We start from the raw sequence: 25974 nt of genomic DNA on the forward strand, positions 1-25974 counted from the left end.
TTAAAACCTCAGCGTGCGAAGATCAGCGGGTCGAAGCTGGAGTGCTCCCACTGCAATGATCATGAGCGAGCACATATACAGCACGGCCCAGACCAGGCTGATGTGTGTCAAAAAGATAGTCAGGGGAGAGAGTAAGGCGACCCAAAAAACTACCGGCAAGCGAATGTCTGGACGGCAGCTTATGTGCAGGAACAACAAGTAGGCCGAGAACCCGATAGCGTAGAACAACTGTGCCTGGTTCAAGTCTTTGACAAACAGAATCATGCTCGTTATGGCCAGTGGGGCAATGACAAGGTTTGCCACGATGACTTTACGGTGCAGGCCGGAGGCGACCAGATAGCGCTCTGTTACCACTGCCCAGTACAGCACTGGCAGGCAGGGCAGCATCACCAGATAGTTCGAGTACTGAGGGAACAGCCAAACCGCTGCGTACCCCGATAAGCCTACCAACGCGAAGTAGAAAATAGCGATCGACGTGATGATTCTATATTGCGCTTGGCGTTGCCCGCCCGAGACGAAGGCGACAAACACTGCCCTGACGTTGATGGGGAACAGGCTGGTAGCGGATTGAATGATCGAGACGATGACCCTGAACAATCCAAGGTCGCGCACGGGCAGGCTCTTGGAAAGAATGAAGGGCAAGATGTTGGTGAACAGATTGAACACCAGGGTGATGGATATCATTCTGGGTAATAACAGCAGCACACCTTGGCAGGTCTGCAGCAGCTGTTTGCCGACGGGCAGTTTCGCACCTTTGAAAAACAGCACCGCTACCGCAAACGCGCACGGAATCAAGTTGGTCAGAATCAGTATGTCGACGATAGTCAGCGAGACTATTTGTTGGTAGCTGATAAACAGGAGCGTGAAAAACACGCCAAGAAATAGCACCAGGTAGGCCACGATCCAGCGTTGCAGGCGTAGCCCGAACAGCGATAACAGGCATGCCGAGCTCAAAAGCATCACCCCAAGCAGGAGTGGGTTGCCAATGTGGTCAATCAGGTTCACAGCGCTGAACAGTACAAAAATCAGTACGGCCATAAATAATGAAGTCACCAGAATGTACTCGGCCTCCACGGTGGCAATCAGCTGCTCATTGACGATATCCAACAGTTTTTGAAATAAAAATACCAGCACGTTGGCCTTGATGAATGCGCCGTACGCTTCCAAGCCGTAAAGTCCGGGAATCACAAAGTTAACAACCAGGCCACTTATCAGTGTCAGCACCTGGATCAATAAATTGACCATGCCAGAACCTCTTGAACCTCATCATGACAAATGCAATTGCATGATCATTTAACAAACGTGCCCAGCTCGGTGCTCGGAAACCGACGCAATACTAACGGCTTGCGTCGATTTCCAAGCGGTATTCATCAAGCTTTTTTCAAGCCCACACACCGCGTGTGTCGATGACTTTGAGCGAGGACAGGCGTGCGCCCGGGATTTTCTTGAATACGCTGTGATCGACCAGCAGGACAATCACGTGCGCAGATGACAGCGCCTGATCGATTCCGCTCAGGGTTGCAATACCTTCAAGGCGAGCCGGCAGGTGCGCGATATTCGGTTCAATCGCCAGAACAGTACCGGGATGGGACTGGGCAATGTGTGCGGTGATCTCTAAGGATGGACTTTCACGCAAGTCGTCGATGTCCGGCTTGAAGGCCAGCCCGAGGCAGGCAACCGTAACGTCCTTGGCGGTTTTCGACGGGTGTTCCTGCAGGAATTGACCGATAGCCAGTTGAACCTGCTCCAATACCCACTTTGGCTTGCTGTCATTCACTTCCCTTGCGGTGCGGATCAGGCGTGCCAGGGCGGGCGTTTTGCTGACAATGAACCAGGGGTCGACAGCGATGCAGTGACCGCCCACACCGGGGCCAGGTTGCAGGATATTAACGCGAGGGTGGTGATTCGCAAGGCGGATCAGCTCCCATACATTGATGTTGAGTTCGTCGCAGATCATCGACAGTTCATTGGCAAACGCGATATTCACGTCGCGAAAGCTGTTCTCTGTGAGTTTGCACATTTCGGCGGTGCGGGCGTCGGTGATGATGCATTCACCCTCAACGAATGTTTTATACAGAGACCGCGCTGCTTCTGAACATTTGCTGGTAAGCCCGCCGATGATGCGATCGTTTTCGATCAACTCCCGCAGTACGTGACCCGGCAGCACGCGCTCGGGGCAATGCGCTATGCGGATGTCCGACTCTGCGCCATGGGTTTGCGGAAATGTCAGGTCCGGACGGGCTTCTGCCAGCCAGGCAGACATTTGCTCGGTAGCCCCGACTGGGGAGGTTGATTCCAGCACGACCAAGTCACCCTTTTTCAGGACGGGAGCAATGGCTCGGCTGGCTGATTCGATGTAGGAAAGATCGGGTTCGTGATCGCCCTTGAACGGTGTCGGGACGGCAATCAGGAAGGCATCGGCCGGCTCTGCGGTTAGAGTTGCCCGCAAATAGCCTTCGGTAACGGCGGCCCGTACGACGATATCCAGATCCGGTTCGATAATATGGATTTCGCCGCGGTTGATGGTTGCAACTGTGTTCGGGTTGACGTCGACGCCAATGACTTTTTTCTTACGTGCAGCGAAAACAGCTGCCGTCGGAAGCCCTATATAGCCGAGGCCGACTACAGAAACAGTTTCAAAGCTCATGAATTAGCCTTTTTAATTCGTGAAAGTACATCGAGAATTCGTGCGGATGCTTTTCCGTCACCATAGGGGTTGTGAGCGAAGCTCATCTGGCCATAGGCTTCAACATCAGTCAGCAAGACTCTCAAGTTAGAGGTAATGGCCTCAATTTCAGTCCCGACAAGTTTGACTGTGCCCGCGTCAACCGCCTCTGGACGCTCTGTGGTGTCACGCATCACCAGCACAGGTTTACCTAAAGAGGGGGCCTCTTCCTGAATGCCACCTGAATCACTCAAAATTAGATAAGAGCGATCCATCAAATACACAAAGGGCAGATAATCCAGGGGTTCGATCAGATGGATATTCTGGATGTCGCTGAGCAGGCGATTGACTGGCTCGCGTACATTCGGATTCAGGTGAACGGGGTACACAATCTCGACATCGGGGAACTCCAGGGCCGTATTGATCAAGGCCTGGCAGATATTCTCAAAGCCACCGCCGAAACTTTCGCGGCGATGACCCGTGACCAGGATCACTCGCTGGCAATCGCCCAGAAACGAGAACTGCTGGTGAAATTGCTGTTGCAGGGCAGGACGGGTCTTGATTCGGCCCACCACATCCAGCAACGCGTCAATGACAGTGTTGCCGGTCACATGGACGCTTTGGCTTGCGACCCCCTCTCTCAGCAAATTCTGCCTGGACGTTTCAGTGGGTGCGAAGTGCAATGCCGCAAGAGCGCCAGTCAGCTTGCGGTTTGCCTCTTCAGGCCACGGAGAATAGAGGTTTCCGGTGCGCAGGCCGGCTTCGACGTGAGCCACAGGAATTTGGTGATAGTAAGCGGCCAATGTGGTGGCGAACGTCGTCGCTGTGTCGCCATGGACCAGGACAATATCCGGTTTGAAGGTTGCGAAGACAGTTTTCATTCCCTGCAAGATGGCACTCGTGACATCGGTCAGATCCTGGCCGGACTTCATGATGTTCAAATCGAAATCAGGCTTGATTTCAAAGAGACTGAGCACTTGGTCGAGCATTTCTCGGTGCTGTCCAGTCACGCAGACCTTGGCAGTGAAGCGCTCATCTGCTGCAAGGCTCAACGCCAAGGGAGCCATTTTGATTGCTTCAGGTCGTGTGCCGAATACACACAGGGTTCTTAAAGTCATCGCAACACCGCTACTTAAAGTAAAAATCAATGCACGCTTACGTCATAATCCGCGGATTAGGGTGCCGTCAGTTGTGATACGTTTTTGCACACGCTATGCCAGGGCGCAGGGCCGCGGGACAGCACAATCAGATAGTGGAAACATGACATCTGATAGTTGTGCATGCGTTATTTTTTGGAATTCCACTCGCAGGCAGTTGCAGGCCCGTGAGTTGAGGTTCGTGCGAATTCCAAGCCATTTGCCTGGGTCTAGTGAAAATTCTCGGGCGTCCTCCTTTCGTCCCGTTTGGCAGTGCGTATGTACACCTGCGATGATCACTCAGCAAGTAGTGCGCATACTCGAAAGTATCCCTCCCATTCGGCTCCAAGGCAAAAATTGGCTTGCATTGGGGCTGGTTAGTTTCGTTAAAACATGATCGCGGATTAGCATCTCTATGATTAAAGTCAACCGTCAAGTGCGGGTGATCCGGTCATTATTTTGTCGCGGCGGATGCTTACAGATTTTTCCTACAGCGCTTTCCGCTGTAGCGGCGCAGGTGAACGCGTTGCGGAGTATAGCCTCTTTAGGCGTGTTTTTTCCAAGATTGGAATGGAACAGCTGTTCGACTGGCTCTAAAAGGGCATTCGCGGGACGTTCTAGATTAAGGGACTTAGAGTCCAGCTATACCATTAATGAACATCGACGGTGGCATCAGCCTCTCTCGTATTGTTTTAAGGGTGACCATTTTTGTTACATTTTGCTATACGATACTGTTGCTGTGCTAGCTAATGATACGGCTGCAACTCAACGTCTCGGGCCAAGCCTAGCAGCTTGTCAGGTGTTCGCCATTTTTTGTTCGTGAGCGCTCGAACCCCGCGGTTTCGTAGGGGTCAGTGCCTACCCGTCCTGGTTTTTTTTGGGGCTGAGAAAGGATTTCAAAGGATTTCCGACACAACAAGGGTATCATCCCATCTATGGTGTTTACTGTAGGTGTCGAGTACCACCGTGGTATTTTCTGTACAGAATAGGGGTTATTAACCCAAGGAAAGGTCGTCAAAGGAGTGCGATTTTTCTGAAAGGAGATTTTCATGCAGTTGCCACGTCTGTACGATTTTTGTTCAGTGCGGGTTATTCATTGTGGATCGCTATTTTCGTCTATTCGCGGGCAGGGTTTTGATTCTAGGAGCGTGGAAAAGTGTTGGAGAGGGGCATGGATAAGATGAGAGTTTTTTTATTAAATCTGCCGCGCCGCCACAAGCGCATTCTTCAGGTGCTTGTCGATATTGTACTGGTGTGGATTTCATTATGGTTGGCCTTCGTCGTACGGCTTGGAATTGCCGAGATGGAACAACCGATCCAGCGATACTTATGGCTGTTCGTGAGCGCTCCGGTTATTGCCATTCCCCTGTTTGTTCGCTTTGGCATGTACCGCGCCGTCATGCGTTACTTTGGTAACGATGCACTTATTACTATTATCAAGGCGGTGAGCCTTTCTTCACTTATTCTTGGCTTGGCTGTCTATCTTTACAGCAACCATCAATACGTTGTTCCACGCTCGGTTATTTTCAATTATTGGTGGTTGTGCCTGGTTACCGTAGGCGGGTTGAGACTAGCGATGCGCCAGTACTTCATGGGGGATTGGTTCTCTGCAGCACAGCATGTTCCCTTTACCAATCGTGATGATGGCTTGACGAAAGTTGCCATTTACGGAGCCGGCTCGGCGGGTAATCAATTGGTTGCTGCGTTGCGCATGGGGCGTGTCATGCGGCCGGTCGCCTTTATCGATGACGACGGGAGTATCGCAGGTCGTGTCATCTCTGGGCTGCAGGTGTTCAAGCCCAAGCATATTCAGCAGATGATCGACACAACAGGCGCTCAGCAGATATTGCTCGCAGTGCCTTCGGCGGGCCGCGGGCGCAGGCGTGAGATTCTCTCGAACTTGGAGCGTTTTCCGCTGCATGTGCGCAGTGTTCCGGATTTTATGGACCTGGCCAGTGGCCGCGTCAAGGTCGACGATATTCAGGAAGTCGATATTGCCGACTTGCTGGGGCGTGATGCAGTGCCAGCCCAGGAAGACCTGCTTGCACGTTGTATCGTTGGCCAGTCGGTCTTGGTCACGGGAGCAGGGGGGTCGATCGGGTCTGAGCTATGCCGGCAGATTTTGACGCAGAAACCCAAGACCTTACTCTTGTTCGAACACAGCGAATTTAACCTCTACAGTATCCTGTCCGAACTTGAACACCGCGTTGCGCATGAGTCAATGCCCATTAAGTTATTGCCCATTCTGGGTTCGGTACGCGACGAGAATAAATTACTTGATGTTATGAAGAGCTGGCACGTCGACACGGTTTATCATGCGGCTGCGTACAAGCATGTGCCGATTGTCGAACACAACATTGCCGAAGGTGTCTTGAATAACATCATTGGTACTTTGAATACCGCCCAGGCAGCCTTGAAGGCCGGTGTGGTGAACTTTGTGCTGATTTCCACCGACAAGGCTGTTCGCCCCACTAATGTGATGGGGAGTACCAAGCGCCTTGCAGAATTAGCCCTGCAAGCCCTCAGCGTTGAAAAAGCGCCGGTGATGTTTGGCGACAAGTCTGGCGTGGCCCGCGTAAACAAAACGCGCTTCACGATGGTCAGGTTCGGCAATGTACTGGGTTCTTCCGGCTCAGTGATTCCGCTTTTTCACCGGCAGATCAAGGCAGGCGGTCCATTGACCGTCACACACCCAAAAATTACGCGTTATTTCATGACCATCCCCGAAGCGGCCCAACTGGTGATCCAGGCCGGTTCCATGGGGCAGGGGGGGGACGTGTTCGTTCTGGACATGGGTGAGCCCGTAAAAATTGTAGAGCTTGCGGAAAAGATGATTCATTTATCCGGGCTGAGTGTACGCACGGATAAAAACCCTCTCGGGGATATCGCGATTGAGTTCACCGGATTGCGGCCAGGCGAAAAGCTTTACGAGGAGTTGCTGATCGGCAACAACGTCGTCGCTACCCAGCACCCGATGATTATGAGCGCCAACGAGGATCACCTGGCGTGGGACGTACTCAAAAGCAAACTGAGCGAATTGCTCGGCGCGGTGAGTGAGGACGACTACACCCGTGTGCGTCAGATCCTGCGCGAGACAGTCAGTGGCTACTCGCCCGACGGCGAAATCGTCGATTGGATCTACCAGCAGCGCCGTTTGGAGCCGTGAGTTAACACCCTGTTACTCACCCGTTTTTGACTCTCTCCCCACATCGCCTAAGTTAGAAAAGCAGCTTTTGGAAAGCTGCTTTTCTTCTACCGATGTCATGGAGTGTCACCAATGCAAAACGCCTATATCTCTTCCCTGATCTTTGCAGTCCTCACCAGCCTCTCCGTAGCAACCACCGCAGCCCCCTCCATCAAACCCGAAGCCCCGGCGCCTATCACGGCCCAGATGGCTAACGTCGAGCAATCCACCAAGGTCAATCTCAACACCGCCGACGCTGAAGTCCTGCGCCGCGACCTGTTCGGTATTGGCGCCGCCAAGGCCAAGGCGATCATCGCCTATCGCGACAGCAACGGGCCTTTCACGGCGGTAGACGAGTTGCTGGAAGTCAAAGGCATCGGTAAGGCGTTGCTGGAGAAAAACCGCGACAGGCTGGCAATCAACTAAGGGTGTAAATCCTGGGCAAGAGGCCGGTCATTGACCGGCCTTCTGTTTGTCCGAGACCTGTTCTTTCAAACACCCGCGTACCACTTCCATGATATGGGCTGCCAGTCCCGGGTTTTCGACGCTTCTGGCCAACACCAATGCGCCCACCAATGTCGACATCAGTACCAGGCTCTCGTGTTCCCCCTTTGGGTGCTCCAATGCTGAGTCGATCTGCGTCAACCTGGCTTCAAGTACCGCATCCGTTACCGGACTATGCTGCCCTCGCAGGCCCAGCTCCGACGACATCGTGGGCAGCGGGCAGCCTTCACCCGGCGAGGTCTGGTGCCATTGCGAAAGGTAGCTGTCGATGAACGCATCCAGTGGCCGTTTCTGGCTGAACAACATTGCGCAATGGGCATCCAGCTCTGCGGCGGCGGCCAGAAGGGCTTTGTCCACCAGTTCATCCTTGGACTTGAAATGCGCGTAGAACCCGCCGTGTGTCAGGTTCAACGCTTTCATCAAGGGCTGCAGGCCGGTGGCGCCAATACCATCGCGGCGAAATCGTACGGAGGCTTCCTTGATGATGCGTTGGTGAGTCTGGGCTTTGTGGTCTGTTGAATAACGCATAGGACGGCCTCGAGAACGAGTGCGCATTTTAGCGGAGTCGAACCTGTTTACCCATAGAGACGGCATTCAGCGGGCTTGGCATGAAAAGTGATTACATCTGCTGCATGAATTGTTCAACAATCGAGACTCGATGATGACGCTCAGCTTGTCTTTAGCCGATCAGATTGCCCTTGAACTGCGCGCCGACATCATGGGTGGGCGGCTGCTGCCAGGTGTGGCGCTGGTCGAAGTGGACCTGGTCAAGCGCTACAACGCCTCGCGCAATACCATTCGCGAAGCGTTACACCGTTTGGGGCAGGAGGGGCTCACCCGTTATGTGCGCAACAAGGGCGTGATGGTCCGGCGTGTGGCGCGCGACGACGTGCGTGACCTGTTTGTGGTCCGCCGTACCCTTGAGCTGCAGGCCATCGCCCAGAGTGGCACGCTGACGGGCGACCACGACATGCGTATGCAAAATGCCATCGACGCCACCACGCTGGCGCGAGAGCGCGAAGATTGGCGCGCCGTTGCCACTCATAGCCTGGTGTTCCACCAGCACATTGTCGGGTTGATGCGCAGCCCTTTATTCGATGAGTTTTTCGCCCAAGTGATTGCTCAATTGCGCCTGGTGTTTTGTGCGGCGCCCGATGAACAACGTTTTCAGTCGCCCTGGCTGGAGCGTGATCGTGAGATCTACACCTTGCTGGCGCAGGGCAATAAACCAGCTGCGCAGGAGGCGATGAGCCTTTACCTGCACGATTCTGAACGCCTGTCCCTGGCGCTGTTTGATTACCCTTGATGGAGGATTGCACCCATGTACAAAGACTATCCGGCTGCCTATCAGGTCAGCAAAGGCTCGGCGCTGCAAGTGGACAAGGCCTTCTACGCACGTATTCGCGACCAGGCGGGTAAACGCACATTGATCGAGCAGTTCGAAGTGCCGATTCGCACGGGCAGGGCGTGGAAAGTGCCGGCCGGGCATGTGTTTCGCGTGACAACGCCGGTAGGGCCACAGGTCGGCGATTTCAACGTGTGGAACGCCAATGACCCGCGCGAACGCCTATGGGCGGCACGCACGCGGCAGTTGCAGGGCGCCCATGTCAGTACCCATGACCGGCTATGGTCGAACCTGCCGTTTCTGCGCCCCTTGGTAACCATCACCGATGACTCCCTGGCGGGCTATGGCATCGATGAACACGGTGGGCGCCTGCACGATTTGCTCGGCACTCGCTGTGACCCGTATGTGAACCGCATGCTCACCGGCGAAGACTTCCACCACCATTGCCATTCCAACTTGACCCGCGCCGTGCTGCCCCATGGCCTGACCGAATTTGACGTGCACGATGTGCTGAATATTTTCCAGTGCACCGGTCTTAATCATGACGACATGTACTTCATGAAAGCCTGCCCGGCGCAGAAGGGCGATTACCTGGAGTTTTTTGCAGAGATTGATTTGCTCTGCGCATTGTCGACGTGCCCGGGCGGGGACTTGTCGCTACCGATGTGGGGGCCGGACGCACAAGACCCATTGACCGTGTGCCGCCCGCTGGGCGTAGAGATCTATCGCTTGGAGGCGGAGTTGCTCAACGGCTGGAGCCAGCCTGAGCGTGCTGCCTACAAAGGGCAGCACGGCTTGCATATTGCCAAGGCAGCCTGGGAATAACCTGCTTCAGCGGTCCTGCGCATCCTTGGCGTCCGCCTGGGCGTTGCGCTCGACCACGCGTTTGCGTTGTTCGTCGGTGAGTTCCACCTTGTTGGCGCTGTCACGCAGCATCAGCAGCCCACCGACGATCGACCCGATCGCTACCACTAAAATCAACCACGCATACCACGGCATAAGGCTCTCCTTGAGGCGGACCAGCGTCGGAGGATGTTCCCACGCTAATAACGGCTTTGAGTAACAGGCGTTCTGAGTAGTTCATTGTAGGCCTGTTCCGCCTCGTTAACCTTAGCGCCCGGTCAACATCGCATCAGCCGGTGCGTCGGCACGGTCTTGGGCGGTCAGCTGGAAGTAGATGAACCCCGCCAGCATAAAGCCCAGGAATATCAAGCCGATCAGCGCATTGAACCAGGCCATGGCCACCAGGCACACCAGCGCCAATACCAGCGCAATAGCCGGCACGATCGGATAGCCCGGTGCGCGGAATGTGCGCTCCAGCAGCGGTTCGGTCTTACGCAGCTTGAACAGGCTGAGCATGCTCATGATGTACATCACAATGGCGCCGAACACCGCCATGGTGATCATCGCTGCGGTCAGCGTCATGCCACCCAGGTTGATCAGGCCGTCGCTGTAGATCGCGGCGATACCGACCACACCGCCGGCGATAATGGCCCGGTGCGGTGTCTGAAAACGCGACAGTTTGGCCAGGAACGGCGGCAAGTAACCAGCACGGGCCAGGGCAAAGAACTGCCGCGAATAGCCGAGGATGATGCCGTGAAAGCTTGCCACCAAGCCAAACAGACCAATCCACACCAGCATGTGCAGCCAGCCAGAGCCGGTGCCCACCACACTTTTCATCGCCTGCGGCAGCGGGTCGTTGATGTTCGACAGGGTGCGCCAGTCGCCCACGCCACCGGCGAAGAACATCACGCCCATGGCCAGGATCACCAAGGTCAGGATGCCGCTGATGTAGGCTTTTGGAATAGTGCGCTTGGGATCTTTCGCCTCTTCAGCTGCCATGGCTGCGCCCTCGATGGCGAGGAAGAACCAGATGGCGAAAGGAATGGCCGCAAACATCCCGGCAATGGCCGGTGCGCCAAAGGTGTCGGAACCCGCCCAGCCGTTCAGGGCAAAGTTGCTGAAGCTGAACGCCGGCGCGACCACGCCCATGAACACCAGCAATTCAGCGACGGCGAGCACGCACACCACCAGTTCAAAGGTCGCGGCGAGCTTCACCCCCAGGATATTCAGGCCCATGAACACGATGTAGGCCCCCACAGCCGCGTGTTTCGGATCGAGTGCCGGGAACTGCACGTTCAGGTAAGCGCCGATGGCCAAGGCAATCGCGGGTGGTGCGAAGACAAATTCGATCAAGGTCGCCAGGCCCGCGATCAAACCGCCTTTCTCGCCAAAGGCGCGACGGCTGTAGGCGAACGGCCCGCCCGCGTGAGGAATCGCGGTGGTCAGTTCGGTGAAACTGAATATAAAGCAGGTGTACATGGCGGCGACCATCAACGAGGTCACCAAAAAGCCCAGCGTGCCGGCCACGCCCCAGCCATAGCTCCAGCCAAAGTATTCGCCGGAAATCACCAGCCCGACGGCAATGCCCCATAAATGCAGGGTGCCCAAGGTGGGTTTGAGTTGTGTGTTCATCGTGTGGCGCTCCCTGAACGGGTTGGAATGATTACTGGGTGTTGCAGCGGCCATGCCATTGCGCGAACTCATGTCGTAAAGGCGCCGAACTGTCGCCATGGGGACGGTTTGGCGTTTGAATTTTTTCGGCGTCGCACCAGATGGGTGCGGTGGTGGCCTCACCGACGCCATCGCGGGCAAGCCCGGATCCCACAGGGAATGCATTTCAATGGTGGGAGCCGGGCATGCTCGCGATGAGGCCCGCCCAGGCGCTGAAAATCCCCCTGTAAACCCCGCATAAACCCACTCTTTACGCCGTCTTTACGCCCCGCCCATACCCTCGCTCTCGTTCCTTTACGCCACTCCTGCCGACAATTGCCCCACACGCGGCAATCGCCGCAAAACGGAGAGACTTCCATGAGCGTTCTGGACGGGGTGTCACTGCTATTGGCCGTGGCGCTGTTCATTTATCTGCTGGTTGCGCTGTTACGCGCGGATCGGAACTAGGAGCAGGCTATGCACAGTTATGACTATTGGCTGATCATCGCCTTCTTTGCCGTGGTACTGGTGCCGGCACCGTTCCTGGGGCGGTTCTACTACAAGGTGATGGAAGGCCAGCGCACCTGGCTCTCGCCCGTGCTCGGCCCTGTCGAGCGCGCCTGTTATCGCCTGTCCGGCGTGGACGAGCACCAGGAACAGAGCTGGCAGAAGTACACGCTGGCACTGCTGGCGTTCAACCTGGCCGGTTTTGTGTTGCTGTTTACCGTGTTGTTGTTCCAGGAATATCTCCCACTGAACCCGCAGAAATTGCCGGGTCAGGAATGGACGCTGGCCTTCAACACGGCGGTCAGTTTCATGACCAACACCAACTGGCAGAACTACAGCGGTGAAGCCTCCCTGAGCTATCTCAGCCAGATGATCGGTCTCACCGTGCAGAACTTCGTCAGCGCCGCCACTGGCCTGGCTGTGCTGGTCGCGTTGTGCCGTGGTATCGGGCGTAAATCCACCAAGACCCTGGGCAACTTCTGGGTCGACATGACCCGCGCCACCCTCTACGGCCTGCTGCCGATGTGCCTGGTGTTCGCGTTGTTCCTGGTGTGGCAGGGCGTGCCGCAAACCTTCGCTCACTATGTGAATGCCGTGACGATGCAGGGCGTGGACCAAGTGATCCCACTCGGCCCGGCAGCCAGCCAGATTGCGATCAAGCAGTTGGGCACCAACGGTGGCGGGTTCTTCGGTGTCAACTCGGCGCACCCGTTTGAGAACCCGACTGCCTGGGCCAACCTGTTCGAGTTGTCGGCGATCATCCTGATCCCGGTGGCGCTGGTGTTCACCTTCGGCCATTACGTGAAAGACCTGCGTCAGAGCCGGGCGATCCTCGGTTGTATGCTGGCCTTGTTCCTGATCGGCGGCGCGACCTCGCTGTGGGCCGAATACCAGCCCAACCCCACCCTGAACAACCCAGCTGTTGAGCAAACCGCGCCGCTGGAAGGTAAAGAGGTGCGCTTCGGTACCACTGCCACCGTGTTGTGGTCGGTCACCACTACAGCGGCGTCCAATGGTTCGGTCAACGGTATGCACGACAGCCTCAACCCCCTGAGCGGCATGGTGGCGCTGGTCAACATGATGGTCGGCGAAGTGATCTTCGGCGGCGTCGGCGCCGGTATGTACGGCATGTTGCTCAACGTGTTGATCGCGGTGTTCCTCGCCGGCCTGATGATCGGCCGCACCCCGGAATACCTGGGCAAGAAGCTGCAGGCCAAGGAAGTGCAATTGCTGGTGGTGACTTTGCTGGTGATGCCGATCGGCACCCTGGTACTGGGCGCCATCGCCGCCAGCCTGCCGGGTCCGGCGGGGGCCATCAGCAACCCCGGCCCGCACGGTTTCAGTCAATTGTTGTATGCCTACACCTCGGCCAGTGCCAACAACGGCTCGGCGTTCGGCGGCTTCAGTGCCAACACCACGTTCCACAACCTGATGATGGGCCTGGGTATGTTGATCGGCCGCTTCGGCTACATCCTCCCGGTACTGGCCCTTGCCGGCAGCCTGGCGATGAAGAAAACCGCACCGATTGGCCAGAACAGCTTCCCGACCCATGGCCCACTGTTCGTGACCCTGTTGACCGTGACCATTTTGCTGGTGGGCGGCCTGACTTTCCTGCCGACGCTGGCACTGGGCCCAATTGCTGAACACCTGAGCATGGCTGCTCCTAAATAAAGAGCTAGAGGGGATATGAAAATGAATATGCCTGCAAAAAATGCGGCCCCTGTGAGTTCTCAGGAACCGGCCAAAACCGCCATCTCCGCTCTTTGGCGTCCGGCGCTGGTCCAGGCTTTCGTCAAGCTGGACCCACGCCAACTGCAACGCTCGCCGGTGATGCTGGTGGTCGAGTTGACCGCCATCCTCACCACCGTGTTGTGCTTTGTGCCGGACACTTCGGTGCCGACCTTTGTGGCGGTACAAATCGCCGTGTGGCTGTGGTTCACCGTGCTGTTCGCCAACTTTGCCGAAGCCTTGGCCGAAGGTCGCGGCAAGGCCCGCGCCGACAGCCTCAAAGCCGGCAGCGAAGGCCTGAGCGCTCGCCGCAAAGAGGCCGACGGCAGCTTCAAGGTCGTGCCGGCCACCAGCCTGCGCAAAGGTGATGTGGTGCGCGTCGCGGCCGGGGAGATGATCCCCGGTGACGGCGAGGTCATCGAAGGTATCGCGGCCGTCAACGAGGCGGCGATCACTGGCGAATCCGCACCGGTTATCCGTGAATCCGGCGGCGACCGTTCGGCCGTCACCGGCAACACGCGGCTGGTGTCGGACTGGTTGCTGATCCGCATCACCGTCAACCCGGGCGAGTCCACGCTGGACCGCATGATCGCCCTGGTGGAAGGCGCCAAACGCCAGAAAACCCCGAATGAAGTGGCGCTGGATATCCTGCTGATCGGCCTCACGCTGATCTTCCTGCTGGTGGTGGTCACCCTGCAGCCGTTCGCCCACTTCGCCAATGGCAGCTTGCCGCTGGTGTTCCTGGTCGCGCTGCTGGTGACGCTGATTCCGACCACCATCGGCGGCCTGTTATCGGCCATTGGTATCGCCGGCATGGATCGCCTGGTACGCCTCAACGTCATCGCCAAATCCGGGCGTGCGGTGGAAGCGGCGGGTGACGTGCATGTGCTGCTGCTGGACAAGACCGGCACCATCACCTTCGGCAACCGTCGCTGTGCAGCCGTGATTGCAGCGCCTGGCGTCAGTGGTCGCGACCTGGCTGAAGGCGCGTTGCTGGCGTCCCTGGCGGACGACACGGCGGAAGGCAAATCCATCGTCGAATACCTGCGTGCTTTGCACCCTCAGGCCGAGCCAACCGTGGAGGAGCTGACCTCCGTGCCGTTCAGTGCCGAAACGCGCTTGTCCGGTGTCGACTACCAAGGCCGTGTGTTCCGCAAAGGCGCGGTCGATTCACTGCTGGCGTTCATCGGCCAACAACGCCGTGACCTGCAGCCGGCACTCTCGCGGGAAATCGACAAGATCGCCCAGAGCGGCGGCACGCCATTGCTGGTATGCGCCGATGGCAAACTGCTCGGCGCGATCCACCTCAAGGACGTGGTTAAACCCGGCATCCGCGAACGCTTCGCCGAACTGCGCAAACTGGGGATTCGCACCGTGATGGTCACCGGCGACAACCCGTTGACCGCCGCCGCGATTGCCGCTGAAGCGGGCGTGGACGACGTGCTGGCCGAAGCCACGCCAGAGAAAAAACTCGCCCGCATTCGTCACGAGCAGAACGACGGTCGCCTGGTTGCGATGTGCGGCGACGGCGCCAACGACGCTCCGGCGCTGGCCCAGGCCGACGTCGGCATGGCGATGAACGACGGCACCCAGGCCGCTCGCGAAGCGGCCAACATGGTCGACCTCGACAGCGACCCTACCAAGCTGCTGGACGTGGTGCAGATCGGCAAGGAACTGCTGGTGACCCGCGGTGCGTTGACGACCTTTTCCATCGCCAACGACGTGGCTAAATACTTCGCGATTTTGCCGGCGCTGTTTGCCTCGATCTACCCGCAGTTGGGCGTGCTCAACGTGATGCATTTGCAAAGCCCGCAGAGCGCGATTCTCTCGGCGATCGTCTTCAACGCGCTGATTATCGTGGTGTTGATTCCCCTGGCACTGCGCGGTGTGCGCGTACAGGCGGCGAGTGCGGCGGCGTTGCTGCGCCGCAACCTGCTGATCTACGGGTTGGGCGGGCTTTTGGTGCCGTTCGTGGGCATCAAGGCGATCGACATGCTCCTGACCGCGCTGCACCTGGTGTAACTGGATCGCACTTTTTGTGGAGAGGGAGCAAGCTCCCTCGCCACAGTGGTTACTCGATTTATTGAGGATTTCAAGATGACTAACATGATCCGCCCGGCCCTGAGCCTGCTGGTCCTCATGACCCTGATCACCGGCGTTGCCTACCCGCTGGTGGTCACCGGTGTCGCCCAAGTTGCGTTCCCCGACCAGGCCAACGGCAGCCTGGTGCGTGACGCCGAGGGCAAAGTGCGCGGCTCCAGCCTGATCGCCCAGGATTTTACCGGTGACAGCTGGTTCCACCCACGCCCATCGGCTGGCGCGTTTGCGACGGTCTCCAGCAGCGCCAGCAACCTGGCCCCAAGCAACCCGGCATTGGCCACGCGTATTTTTGATGACGCGAATAAACAGTTGGTGCCAGGCCAGGGGCCGGTGCCTTTGGCCTCCCTGACTACCTCCGGCAGCGGCCTTGATCCGCACTTGCCACCGGCGGCGATTGCCTATCAACTGGCGCGAGTGGCGGCGGCGCGAAATGTGCCCGTGTCTACACTGCAGCGCTTGCTCGATGAGCACATCGAAAGCCCGTTGGTGGGGCCGCCGGTGGTGAATGTGCTGGCGCTGAACATGGCGCTGGAAACGTTGTAAACCGTGGTGCCGTTATCGCGGGCAAGCCCGCTCCCACAGGGAAATGCATTCCAAATGTGGGAGCAGGCTTGCCCGCGATGACGGCCTGAAGGATTCCAAATAAACACCTGAAGGAACTCCAAAGCATGAGCGACTCCGGCCGCGCCGATGCCCTGTTAGCCGATCTGCCACGGGACGGCCGTGGCCGGCTCAAAGTCTTCCTCGGTGCGGCGCCCGGTGTGGGCAAGACCTACGCCATGCTCCAGGCCGCCCACACCCAACTGCGCCAGGGTGTGCGCCTGATCGCAGGCGTGGTGGAAACCCACGGCCGCGCCGAGACCGAAGCCTTGCTCAGCGGCCTGCCGCAGCAACCCTTGCTGCGCAGCGAATACCGTGGCGTGATGCTCGAAGAAATGGACCTCGACGGCCTGCTCGCCGCCAAGCCCAAGCTGGTGCTGGTGGATGAGCTGGCCCACAGCAACGCCCCCGGCAGCCGCCATGAAAAACGCTGGCAAGACATCCAGGAACTGCTCGCCGCCGGCATCAACGTGTTCACCACGGTCAACGTCCAGCACCTGGAAAGCTTGAACGATCAAGTGCGTGGCATCACCGGCGTGCAAGTGCGTGAAACCTTGCCCGACTGGGTGCTGCAAGAGGCCGACGAGCTGCTGCTGATCGACCTGCCGTCCCGCGAGCTGCTCGAGCGCCTGCGCGACGGCAAGGTGTATGTGCCGGAACAGGCCCGCGCCGCCATCGACGCATTCTTCACCCAGACCAACCTGATGGCCCTGCGCGAGCTGGCCATGCAAACCGCTGCTGCGCATGTCGATGACGATTTGGCCCAAGGCTACCGCCAGCTCGGCCAGGCCGCCCCGGCGGTGCGCGGGCGTTTGCTGGTGGGCGTGGACGGTGATGCGCAGGCCGAACGCCTGGTGCGTCACGCCAGCCGCGTGGCCCAGCGCCGGCATTTGCCGTGGAGCATGGTGCATATCGATAACGGCCGTGCGCACGACGAGCAATCGCGCCTGCGCCTGCAGAACGCCCAGCAGTTGGCTGAACGGCTGGGCGGCGAAGTGGTGTTGCTGCGCGCTGGCGAAGTGGCCAAGACGCTGATCCAGCATGCCGCCGAACGCCGTGCCAGCCTGCTACTCGTGGGGCAGTCGCGGATGCGCTGGCGGCGCAGGCTGTTCGGAGGGGGTTTGGCGGCACGCTTGCTGCGCAATGCGCGGGGTTTGGAGATCAACGTGCTCGACAGCGACGACATGCCCGCGCCGCCACGCCTGCCGGACGTGCGCGGGCTGGTGTGGTTCGACTATGGCCTGGCGGTGGTTGCAACCATCGTCGCGGCGGCGCTGGCCTGGGCGGTAGCCAGTGTGTTGCCGCTGCCGAATATCTCGTTGGTGTTTCTCGCTGCGGTACTGCTGGTCGGTGTGCGCAGCAGCCTGGGACCGTCGCTGGTGTGTGCGGCGCTGTCGTTCCTGAGCTACGACTTTTTGTTTATCCCGCCGAAATTCTCCTTCGCCATCCAGCGTGAAGAAGACGTGCTGACCCTGTTGTTTTTCTTGCTGATGGCGGCGCTGACCGGCAACCTCGCGGCGCGTCAGCGTCGGCAGTTGCAGGCCTTGCGCGACACCCAGGAAGAAACCAGCGAACTGCTCGACCTGTCACGCAAGCTCACTGCGGCCACCGACCGCCAGGCGGTGATCAGTGCAGCGGCCCATCATCTGGACGGCTGGAGTGATCTGGACCTGTGTCTGCTTAATCGCGACGGCCAGGGCGGCTGGAAGGTTGAAACCGGCACCGCGCTGAACCTCACCGAAGCCGAACGCGCCGCCGCCGATTGGGCCTGGCAGCATGATCAACCGGCTGGCATGGGCACCGGCACGTTGCCGTTTGGGCGTTGGTGGTGGTGGCCGCTGTCTGGCGAGGAGGGACCGTTGGGTTTGCTTGGCGTCAGCCCCAAACCCGGCCTGGAATTGAGCGGCCAACGCCGTCGCCTGCTCACTGCATTGAGCCAGCCATTGGCCCAGGCTCTGGCGCGCGCACAGCTGGCGCAGGAGCTGGAATCGGCGCGCCTGCACGGCGAAACCGAACAACTGCGCAGCGCCTTGCTGGCCTCGGTGTCCCACGATTTGCGCACGCCGTTGACCTCGATGCGCGGCAGCATCGACAGCCTGCTGGCGCTCGGTGAAGCCATCCCGCTGGAAGACCGCCGCGAATTGCTTGAAGGCACCCGCGATGAAGCCGAGCGCCTGGACCGCTATATCCAGAACCTGCTGGACATGACACGCCTGGGTCACGGCGCCCTGAAGCTGGCACGCGATTGGGTCTCGCCGGGTGATATCGTCGGCAGCGCCCTGGGCCGCTTGCGCGCGGTACTGGCGCCGTTGCAGGTACACACCGACGTGCCGGCGCAGTTGCCGTTGCTGTATGTGCACGCCGCGTTGATCGAGCAGGCCTTGGTCAATGTGCTGGAAAACGCCGCGCGTTTCTCACCGCCCCACGGCCGTTTGCAGGTGAGTGCCGGCGTGGCCAATGAGCAACTGTTTTTTTCGGTGGCCGACGAGGGGCCGGGGATTCCCGAGGACGAGCGTGCGAAGATTTTCGATATGTTCTACACCGCCGCCCGTGGTGATCGCGGTGGGCAGGGCACGGGCCTTGGCCTGGCGATCTGCCAGGGCATGGTGGGCGCTCACGGCGGGCATATCCGCGTCGAGGATGGTATAGAAGGGCGCGGCACCTGCATCAGCTTGTTCCTGCCGTTACCGACGCAACCTGGCCCGGAGCGCGAGCCTTGAGCTACCCTCTTTTCTCCACGGATTTTGATTGGACACCATGAGCCAGACCGCGACGATTTTAGTCATTGATGACGAACCGCAGATCCGCAAATTCCTGCGTATCAGCCTGGCCTCCCAGGGCTACAAGGTGATCGAGGCCGGCACCGGCAACGAGGGCCTGGCCCAAGCGGCATTGAGCAAGCCGGATTTGCTGGTGCTCGACCTTGGTCTGCCCGACATGGACGGCCAGCAAGTGTTGCGCGAGTTTCGTGAGTGGTCGACGGTGCCGGTATTGGTGCTGTCGGTGCGCGCCAGCGAAGTGCAAAAAGTCGAAGCCCTGGACAGCGGCGCCAATGACTACGTGACCAAGCCCTTTGGCATCCAGGAATTTCTTGCCCGTGTGCGCGCCTTGTTGCGCCAGGCACCGGCGGGAGAGGCTCAGGAAGCGGCGTTGAGTTTCGGCCCGTTGACCGTGGACCTGGCCTATCGCCGGGTGCTGCTGGACGGTGTCGAGGTGGCCCTGACCCGCAAGGAATACGCGGTGCTGGCGCAACTGGCGCGGCATCCTGGGCGGGTGATCACCCAGCAGCAATTGCTCAAGGATATCTGGGGGCCGACCCATACTGAAGACAGCCATTACCTGCGCATTGTGGTGGGCCATCTGCGTCAGAAGTTGGCGGATGATCCGACCCAGCCACGGTTTATCGTGACCGAGGCGGGTGTGGGGTATCGGTTGTTGAATGCCTGAATGTTGCAGTGCCTGAACGGGCCTCATCGCAGGCAAGCCAGCTCCCACCTTTTGATTTGTGAATACATTCAAAGGTGGGAGCTGGCTTGCCTGCGATAGGGCCATCAGCCACATCCACACGTTCAACCCTGCTCACTCTCATACTTGTCCAAGGTATCACTGGCAATTTCCCGCCCCAACGCGATCAACTCCGGCGCCTTGTAGAACTCGAAAAACCGGCACACCCGCTTCGGCACGTTGATCAGCACGTCCGGCGGATAACCGGCAATCTTGTACTGCGCCAACGAGGTCTGCATCACTTCGAAGCTCTGGTTGATCAGGTCCAGCAGTGACGCCGGCCCGACGTTATCGATAATGAACGAGCCGGTCGCGGACTTCGGTGCGCCTTGTTTTTCCGGGGCGGCCGCAGGTTGTTGGGCCTCGGGTTCGGCCGACTCCAGCCACGGGTTGATTTCGGCGGCCTGGGACTGCAAGGCTTCCTGTTCCAGCTTCATCAGTTGCTCGGCCTGTTTGCGCCGAAACGGCAGGTGCGAACCCAGTGATTTGGCCAAGCTGTTGAAGCGGCTCTTGAACGCCGGCGGGCGCTGGATCACTGGCAGGTGGTAGTGCTTCTGGTTGGTGGCGTTGAGGTTGACTGCGATGATCAAGTCGCAATGGCTCGACACCACCGGCACGATCGGCAGCGGGTTGAGCAGGCCGCCGTCCACCAGCATGCGGTTGCCTTGCATCACCGGCGTGAACAGGCTGGGAATCGCCGCCGAAGCGCGCATGGCCTGGTGCAGGCAGCCTTCCTGGAACCAGATTTCCTGTTGGTTGGTCAGGTCGGTGGCCACGGCGGTGTAGGGAATCCGCAGTTCTTCGATATTGATCTCGCCGACGATCTTGCGGATTTGCCCGAAGACTTTTTCGCCACGAATTGCCCCCAGTCGAAAGCTCACGTCCACCAGGCGCAGCACGTCCAGGTAGTCGAGGCTCTCGATCCAGTTGCGGTATTCGTCGAGCTTGCCGGCGGCGTAGATCCCGCCGACCACGGCGCCCATGGAGCAGCCGGCGATACAGGCGATGTCGTAGCCGCGCCGTTCGATTTCCTCGATCACGCCGATGTGGGCGTAACCGCGGGCGCCGCCGGAGCCGAGCACCAAGGCAACACGTTTTTTCATGAGCTGATCCTTCGCAAAACAGTGGCCCACAATGCGCTTACCGGCCGAGGGCATCAAAATATTTTTCCAGAATAGCCATTACGCTCGGGTATGCTCTGGCGGTAGGCATTTCTGAGCAGGCACTGCTGAAAGCACTTTTGAATGGACACTTCTGATTTCAGGCGGCCCCCAAGGCACTTTTCCTTGGAGGCAACGTCTACAGCCTACGACTGTTTTTCTATATTTGAGGTGTCATTGATGAAAGCCTGGATGTGTGTGCCTGTGATCGTGTTGGCCCTGGCCGGTTGTGCCGGCAAAACCGCATACCGCGACAGCTGTGGCACGCAATTGGATGCGGCCTGGCACGAGTTGGATTTGGCCAAGGCCGAAGGCTTTGCCGGCACCGTGAGCTACTCTAAGGCTTTGTCGCTGTTGACCGGCGCCAAGACCCAGCAGCAATTCGAAGCGTTTGAAGGCTGTTCCAACAAGGCCGAGAAAGCGCGCTTCTACATTCGTGAGTCCCGCGCCGGGCGTTGATCGGTAAGCGGCGACTAGGGTTTCATCGTTAAGGGGGAAGGGATGTCAGCGCTGGTTGATCAGTTAGTCGCTCAGGTCATTGGCCTGGAAGTAGGGTTACTGAGCTGCCAGGCTCGCCTCGCCGCCGTTACCGACGATGAAGCCTTGCATGACCTGCGCACCACCGTGCGGCGCCTGCGCAGTTTGTTGCGCCCCTTGCGTGGGCTACCGGGTGTCGAGCAGCTGGAATTGGCCGCCAGCACGGTCGGCCAATTGACCACGCCGTTGCGTGACCGTGAGGTACTGGCGGCGTATTTGCAGCAGCACGGCCATCACGCGGCGGCCGACCGGCGCCTGCGTTTGCAGGCCGATGCTTACCGCCAGGTGGCGCAAAGCCCGGAACTCGCGCATTTGCTGCTGATCCTGGATGCCTTCCCGCGTTTTATCCGCGCCTCCCAACACCAGAGACTGCTCAAAGGCCTGCGCCCGCGCATCGAGAAGCGTCTGGCCAAGCAGTCGCAGAAACTCGATGACGCCCTCAAAGACCCGGATCATGACCGCCACCGTCTGCGCCTGCTGATCAAGCGCGTGCGCTACGCGGCCGAAGCCTACCCCGAACTGGACAAACTGCCGGCCAAGGCGATGCAACGCCTCAAGCAAGCGCAAGGCGCCCTCGGCGATTGGCACGATTGCTGGCAATGGCTGGCCCAGGCTGAACATCAACCCGACCTGCAGCCGTGTGTTGCGGTTTGGCAGCGCACCATGGCCATGGCTGAAGGCCAGGCGGATCGTGTGCTGGACAAGCTCAGCGCGGATTGTTTCTAAACCGGTCCGGCTTTTGGCCGGAATAGGCGCTGTGCCTGCTCAACCTGCTGGTTAAGATCCCGACATCGGTTTTCTGGATGTGAGGTTGCCATGCGCTTTTGTGATTTGCTCGATGCCGCCCGTAACAACCCGCTCGAAGTGAGCATCCCTGCCGAGTGGGCGCAGGGCCGCGCAACCTTTGGTGGCCTGGTGGCTGCCTTGCAATACGAAGCCTTGCGCGCCCAAGTGCCGGCGGATCGGCCTTTGCGCTCGCTGGCCATCACCTTTGTCGGCCCGGTAGCGCCGGATGTGCCCGCCAGTTATCAAGTCGAAGTGCTGCGCGAAGGCAAGGCGGTCAGCCAGTTGCTCGGCCGCGTGGTGCAGAACGGCGAAGTGGCGACCTTGGTACAAGCCAGCTTTGGCGCGGCCCGTGAGTCGGTAATTGATGTGTCGAGCGAAGCGCCGCCGGTGTTCAAACACTGGGATGAGTGCCAGGAACTGCCCTATATCAAGGGCGTTACCCCCGAATTCATGCGCCACCTGGCGATGCGCTGGAGTGTCGGCGGCCTGCCGTTTACCGGTAATAAATCCCGCGACATGGGCGGTTGGGTGCGTTTGCGTGGGGACGTGAAGGAAGAGCCGCTGACCGAGTCGCATATTCTTGCTCTGGTCGACGCCTGGCCACCGGCCTTGCTGCCGCACCTGACCAAGCCCGCGCCGGGCAGCACCTTGACCTGGACCATCGAGTTCATCCAGCCGCTGCAAAGCCTGACCACCCTTGACTGGTGCCAGTACTACGTCAACATCGAGCACGCCCGCGACGGCTACGGCCATGCCGCTGCCGCGCTGTGGAGCCCGAGCGGCGAGTTGATCGCCATCAGCCGCCAGACCGTGGTGGTCTTCGCCTGAGCCTCAGAAGTGCTGGCTGCCCTGGGCCTCCAGCGTGCGGCCGTGGCGTTGCAGCGCCACGCCCGCCAACACGCCGACGACGCCGATGGCAAAACTGGCCAGGCTGAAGCTGAATACGCCAGACACCATCAACAAAAAACCAATGATCAGCAAAGGCACGGCAATCAGTTGCAGGCCCAGGTTGGTGGGGTGCTGGTGAGCCTGTGGCTGAGTGCGCCATTGCCAGGCGGGGAAGTTGGGGTGACGTTTGCCCATGATGATCAATCCTCTGTCCGTTGAAACAACATGGACAAAGTTTAGGTCGCAGGCACCTGGGACGGCGAATCAAGGCTCGCTATGGAGGCCATAGCCAGCCTTGTTTGGCTTATAGCTTCAATTGCCCGATCGCCTTGCTCAACTCCCCGGCCAAGGTCGCCAGCTGATTGCTGGTGGTGGCCGACTCTACCGTCTGCTGCACGGTGTTCTCGGTGACATCGCGAATGCTCACCACCGCGCGGTTCATCTCTTCGGCCACATGGCTCTGCTGTTCGGCGGCCACGGCAATCTGGGTGTTGCTTTCGCGCATCTGGGCCACAGCACTGGTGATTTCGGCCAGTGCGGCACCGGCATCCTGGGCTTGTTGCACACAGTCGTCAGCCTTGAACGAGCTTTCCTGCATGAAGTCCACCGCGTCGCGGGTGCCGGCTTGCAGCGCCGACACCATGCGGGTGATTTCATCGGTGGAGCTTTGCACGCGCTTGGCCAGGTTGCGTACTTCGTCGGCGACCACGGCAAAACCACGGCCCATTTCGCCGGCGCGGGCGGCTTCGATGGCGGCGTTGAGGGCGAGCAGGTTGGTCTGTTCGGCAATGCTGTGGATCACGCCGACCACACCGTTGATTTTCTGACTGTCTTCGGCGAGTTTCTGGATCATTTCAGCCGTCTGCTGCACGCCGGTGGACAGGCCGGCGATAGAGCGCTGTACCCGGGTGACCACTTCCTGGCCGCTGCCGGCGAGGGTGTCGGCGGTCTGGGACAGATCGCGGGTAGCGCCGGCATGTTGAGCGATATGGTAGACGGTGGCGGTCATCTCATTGATGGCGGTAGCCGCCTGGTCGGTTTCGCTTTGCTGGCCGAGCATGCCGTGCTGTACCTCGTTCATGCTGCTGGCCAGGCGCGCGGCGCCGTCATCGAGTTGCTGGGCGGTGCGCGCCACGGTACTGACCACGCGCTGATAGCCGGCCTGCATGGCGTTGAAGGCGCTGGCCATCTGGCCCACCTCGTCCGTGCAGGCCAGGGGCACGCGGGCCGACAGGTCGCCGGTCTTCTCCACGTGCAGCATCACGTCCTTGAGGGTGTTGAGTTGGCTGAGCAGGAAGCGGATCAACAACTGCGAGGCACCGAGCATCGCCAGCATGAGGATCAACACGGCCACGGCGTAGTTGGCGAAGCGTTCGCTGAAGACCTGACTGAGGCTGCGGCCATAGGCCAACACGGCGATCTGTTGGCCATCGGCCCGTGTGACGACGTCGGCACCGATCAGTGGGTTTTCCCCGAGCAAGGGCATGTGATTGAGTTCGACCCAACCGCTGGCGGTGCTCAAGGCGGACAGATCCTGATCAGCCAACGATGGGGTTTGGCCGCGGGCAAAGGTCAGCCAATGTTCATCTTTGGGTAATGGGGTGTTGGCCGGCCAGGCACCGAGTAATCGCGCCTGGGCCTGCGCCGAGGCCCGAGATGCATCGCTGCGGGCCTGTTGCTCGAGCTGCACGGCGTAGAGCACCAGCAGTAAGGTGGTGATGAAAGCGACCGCATTCACGGCCCAGAATTTGTACTTCAGCGAGATATTGCTAAGCCAGGCACCCATGGAAGGTTTTCTCTGATAGCGGAAACAGCATTGGCAAGGTGCCATTATTGTGCCGCTACTCAGGAAAGCGTTTTTGACATGGGTCAATGCGCCGCATCATGTGTGAGCTGGCTTGCCTGCGATGGCATCAACTCGGTACACCTGACATACCAAGGTGTCTGCATCGCAGGCAAGCCAGCTCCCACATTTAATCGGGTATGGCTTCTGAGCTCACGTCGAACCCTGCGTTGCCACCGAGGGCAAACCGAAAAACGCACGGGAGCAGGCGGTGCTGTGCTCGGCCAGGTCTTCCGGCGTTTCATTGCGATGCAGTGCCACTTCACGCAGCACTTCGGGCAAATAAGCCGGTTCATTGCGGCCATTTTTCGGTTTCGGCCGCAGGGTGCGCGGTAGCAAGTACGGCGCATCGCTTTCCAGCATCAGGCGGCCACGGGGAATTTCTTTGACCAGCGGATGCAGGTGTGTGCCACGGCGCTCGTCGCAGATCCAGCCGGTGATGCCGATATGCAAGTCGAGGTCCAGGTAGCTGAACAGCGCCTGTTGCTCGCCGGTAAAGCAATGCACCACGGCGGCGCTGAGGTGGTCGCGGTAATCCTTGAGGATCTCCAGCAGGCGCTGGTTGGCGTCACGTTCGTGCAGAAACACCGGCAGTTTCAGCTCAACCGCCAGTGCCAGGTGCTCTTCAAGGACTTTTTCCTGCTGCGGACGCGGGGAAAAGTCGCGGTTGAAGTCCAGCCCGCATTCGCCCACCGCACGCACGCGGCTTTCGTTGAGCAACCCGCGCAAACGTTGGGCGCTGTCGCCGTTCCAGTCACTGGCCGAGTGCGGGTGGATGCCGGCGGTGCTGAACAGGCGTTGGCCGCTGTCATCGAGGTTTACGCACAGTTCCAGGGCTTGCTCGCTGCCTTCGACGCTGGTACCGGTGAGCACCAATTGTTGCACGCCGGCGGCGTAGGCACGGTCGAGAACGGCCTGGTGCCTCTCGTCGAAACTGGGGTTGGTCAGGTTGACGCCGATATCAATGAGTTGCATGGTGCTAGCTCCGCCTGCG

22 protein-coding genes and 1 pseudogene are annotated in these 25974 nt (G+C 59.2%); 13 read left to right on the plus strand and 10 right to left on the minus strand.

The features are described 5' to 3' along the window. The 3 genes from HU759_RS09295 to wecB all read right to left on the minus strand — a co-directional run bounded on the left by HU759_RS09295 (position 1) and on the right by wecB (position 3783). Positions 1-1245 carry a hypothetical protein gene (locus tag HU759_RS09295; protein WP_186617324.1) on the minus strand — a complete coding sequence of 415 codons (1245 nt, stop codon included), beginning with the start codon at positions 1243-1245 and terminating at the stop codon, positions 1-3. A gap of 136 nt (positions 1246-1381) precedes the next feature. Further along, positions 1382-2647: a UDP-N-acetyl-D-mannosamine dehydrogenase gene (wecC, locus tag HU759_RS09300; RefSeq protein WP_099549091.1), complete on the minus strand. Its 1266-nt coding sequence runs from the start codon at positions 2645-2647 to the stop codon at positions 1382-1384. Further along, the gene (wecB, locus tag HU759_RS09305; protein WP_099549090.1) at positions 2644-3783 is read right to left on the minus strand and encodes a UDP-N-acetylglucosamine 2-epimerase (non-hydrolyzing); all 1140 of its coding nucleotides are present in this window, start codon (positions 3781-3783) and stop codon (positions 2644-2646) included. Before wecB ends, wecC begins: the two co-directional genes overlap by 4 nt. Positions 3784-4972: 1189 nt before the next feature. On the opposite strand from wecB, the gene HU759_RS09310 reads away from it, so the two are divergent. Further along, positions 4973-6967, plus strand: a complete 1995-nt coding sequence (locus HU759_RS09310; protein ID WP_099549089.1) for a nucleoside-diphosphate sugar epimerase/dehydratase — start codon at positions 4973-4975, stop codon at positions 6965-6967. Positions 6968-7078: 111 nt separating this feature from the next. Next, the gene (locus HU759_RS09315) at positions 7079-7411 is read left to right on the plus strand and encodes a helix-hairpin-helix domain-containing protein (RefSeq protein WP_017136089.1); all 333 of its coding nucleotides are present in this window, start codon (positions 7079-7081) and stop codon (positions 7409-7411) included. 27 nt (positions 7412-7438) lie between these two features. On the opposite strand, the gene HU759_RS09320 is transcribed toward HU759_RS09315, so the two are convergent. After that, the gene (locus HU759_RS09320) at positions 7439-8017 is read right to left on the minus strand and encodes a TetR/AcrR family transcriptional regulator (protein WP_169985677.1); all 579 of its coding nucleotides are present in this window, start codon (positions 8015-8017) and stop codon (positions 7439-7441) included. A gap of 133 nt (positions 8018-8150) precedes the next feature. Between HU759_RS09320 and HU759_RS09325 the strand changes: the two genes are divergently transcribed. Both HU759_RS09325 and HU759_RS09330 read left to right on the plus strand, forming a co-directional pair. Next, positions 8151-8795: a GntR family transcriptional regulator gene (locus HU759_RS09325; RefSeq protein WP_186617353.1), complete on the plus strand. Its 645-nt coding sequence runs from the start codon at positions 8151-8153 to the stop codon at positions 8793-8795. Positions 8796-8810: 15 nt separating this feature from the next. Further along, positions 8811-9659, plus strand: a complete 849-nt coding sequence (locus HU759_RS09330; protein WP_169985679.1) for a DUF1989 domain-containing protein — start codon at positions 8811-8813, stop codon at positions 9657-9659. 6 nt (positions 9660-9665) lie between these two features. On the opposite strand, the gene HU759_RS09335 is transcribed toward HU759_RS09330, so the two are convergent. Both HU759_RS09335 and eat read right to left on the minus strand, forming a co-directional pair. Continuing rightward, on the minus strand, positions 9666-9833 hold the full coding sequence (locus HU759_RS09335; RefSeq protein WP_017136085.1) for a DUF2897 family protein: 168 nt from the start codon (positions 9831-9833) through the stop codon (positions 9666-9668). A gap of 111 nt (positions 9834-9944) precedes the next feature. Then, positions 9945-11309 (minus strand): ethanolamine permease, encoded by a 1365-nt coding sequence (eat, locus tag HU759_RS09340; RefSeq protein ID WP_017136084.1) that lies wholly within the window; start codon positions 11307-11309, stop codon positions 9945-9947. A 396-nt stretch (positions 11310-11705) separates the two neighbouring features. On the opposite strand from eat, the gene kdpF reads away from it, so the two are divergent. From kdpF to HU759_RS09370, 6 genes are all read left to right on the plus strand, one after another. Further along, positions 11706-11795 (plus strand): K(+)-transporting ATPase subunit F, encoded by a 90-nt coding sequence (gene kdpF / locus HU759_RS09345; protein ID WP_003218754.1) that lies wholly within the window; start codon positions 11706-11708, stop codon positions 11793-11795. A gap of 9 nt (positions 11796-11804) precedes the next feature. Further along, a complete protein-coding gene (kdpA, locus tag HU759_RS09350; protein WP_170038953.1) occupies positions 11805-13505 on the plus strand; it encodes a potassium-transporting ATPase subunit KdpA in 1701 nt (566 codons plus the stop codon). A gap of 21 nt (positions 13506-13526) precedes the next feature. Then, on the plus strand, positions 13527-15584 hold the full coding sequence (gene kdpB, locus HU759_RS09355) for a potassium-transporting ATPase subunit KdpB (RefSeq protein WP_026013603.1): 2058 nt from the start codon (positions 13527-13529) through the stop codon (positions 15582-15584). A 75-nt stretch (positions 15585-15659) separates the two neighbouring features. Continuing rightward, positions 15660-16205: a potassium-transporting ATPase subunit KdpC gene (kdpC, locus tag HU759_RS09360; RefSeq protein ID WP_017136081.1), complete on the plus strand. Its 546-nt coding sequence runs from the start codon at positions 15660-15662 to the stop codon at positions 16203-16205. Positions 16206-16330: 125 nt separating this feature from the next. Then, positions 16331-18982 (plus strand): sensor histidine kinase KdpD, encoded by a 2652-nt coding sequence (locus HU759_RS09365; RefSeq protein WP_170038955.1) that lies wholly within the window; start codon positions 16331-16333, stop codon positions 18980-18982. Between the two features lie 37 nt (positions 18983-19019). Next, on the plus strand, positions 19020-19709 hold the full coding sequence (locus HU759_RS09370; RefSeq protein WP_053255124.1) for a response regulator: 690 nt from the start codon (positions 19020-19022) through the stop codon (positions 19707-19709). A gap of 122 nt (positions 19710-19831) precedes the next feature. Here the strand turns inward: HU759_RS09370 and HU759_RS09375 are convergent, their stop codons facing one another. Next, positions 19832-20869: a patatin-like phospholipase family protein gene (locus HU759_RS09375; protein WP_099549110.1), complete on the minus strand. Its 1038-nt coding sequence runs from the start codon at positions 20867-20869 to the stop codon at positions 19832-19834. A gap of 237 nt (positions 20870-21106) precedes the next feature. On the opposite strand from HU759_RS09375, the gene HU759_RS09380 reads away from it, so the two are divergent. The 3 genes from HU759_RS09380 to HU759_RS09390 all read left to right on the plus strand — a co-directional run bounded on the left by HU759_RS09380 (position 21107) and on the right by HU759_RS09390 (position 23077). Continuing rightward, positions 21107-21385: a hypothetical protein gene (locus HU759_RS09380; RefSeq protein WP_010176194.1), complete on the plus strand. Its 279-nt coding sequence runs from the start codon at positions 21107-21109 to the stop codon at positions 21383-21385. Positions 21386-21427: 42 nt separating this feature from the next. Beyond that, the gene (locus HU759_RS09385; protein WP_170038957.1) at positions 21428-22189 is read left to right on the plus strand and encodes a CHAD domain-containing protein; all 762 of its coding nucleotides are present in this window, start codon (positions 21428-21430) and stop codon (positions 22187-22189) included. Between the two features lie 90 nt (positions 22190-22279). Continuing rightward, on the plus strand, positions 22280-23077 hold the full coding sequence (locus HU759_RS09390) for an acyl-CoA thioesterase domain-containing protein (protein WP_169985685.1): 798 nt from the start codon (positions 22280-22282) through the stop codon (positions 23075-23077). A 6-nt stretch (positions 23078-23083) separates the two neighbouring features. Here the strand turns inward: HU759_RS09390 and HU759_RS09395 are convergent. The 3 genes and pseudogenes from HU759_RS09395 to HU759_RS09405 form a co-directional block, all read right to left on the minus strand. Then, positions 23084-23332: pseudogene (locus HU759_RS09395) on the minus strand (terminase); the annotation flags it as partial. A 109-nt stretch (positions 23333-23441) separates the two neighbouring features. Continuing rightward, positions 23442-24923: a methyl-accepting chemotaxis protein gene (locus tag HU759_RS09400; protein ID WP_170038959.1), complete on the minus strand. Its 1482-nt coding sequence runs from the start codon at positions 24921-24923 to the stop codon at positions 23442-23444. Positions 24924-25133: 210 nt separating this feature from the next. Next, positions 25134-25955, minus strand: coding sequence for a TatD family hydrolase (locus HU759_RS09405; protein WP_099549080.1), 822 nt, complete (start codon positions 25953-25955; stop codon positions 25134-25136). Positions 25956-25974: the final 19 nt, after the last annotated feature.

Origin of the sequence: Pseudomonas sp. OE 28.3 (genome assembly GCF_014268205.2) — a bacterium.
Taxonomy (GTDB): domain Bacteria; phylum Pseudomonadota; class Gammaproteobacteria; order Pseudomonadales; family Pseudomonadaceae; genus Aquipseudomonas; species Aquipseudomonas edaphica.